General features: G+C 40.4%; 1 pseudogene. It reads right to left on the minus strand.

Going from position 1 to position 329, the window contains the following annotated elements:
- Nucleotides 1–329 (minus strand): annotated as a pseudogene (locus tag ASU00_RS26580) (IS3 family transposase); the annotation flags it as partial.

The following is a 329-nucleotide window of genomic DNA, read 5'->3' on the forward strand; positions in this document are numbered from 1 at the left end:
TCCTCTTAAAGCCCTCTTGTTCGATTGTCTCTTGAATTAATTGATAAGCCTTACTTGGACTTAGGTTTTCTCTTGAGTTTAGCAGCCTCCTTTCTGTCGATTCTAGCTTTTTTAACAGCTCCACCTGACCTTCCAAAAGCTTAATTCGTGCATTCTGCCTCTCGATTACTTCAGAAGGTGTAAGCTCACGTTTTAAGGTTCTACCAGATTCCTTTTTCCTTGTATCTGTAAGTCCGATTAACCCATTTTTCTCATAAGCTTTCTTCCACCTACAAGCTGATTGGTCAATTCGTTTTATCCCAATCACTTCCTCATTGAAGCCGTTCTCC

It is taken from the genome of Peribacillus muralis, assembly GCF_001439925.1.
Lineage (GTDB): Bacteria > Bacillota > Bacilli > Bacillales > DSM-1321 > Peribacillus > Peribacillus muralis.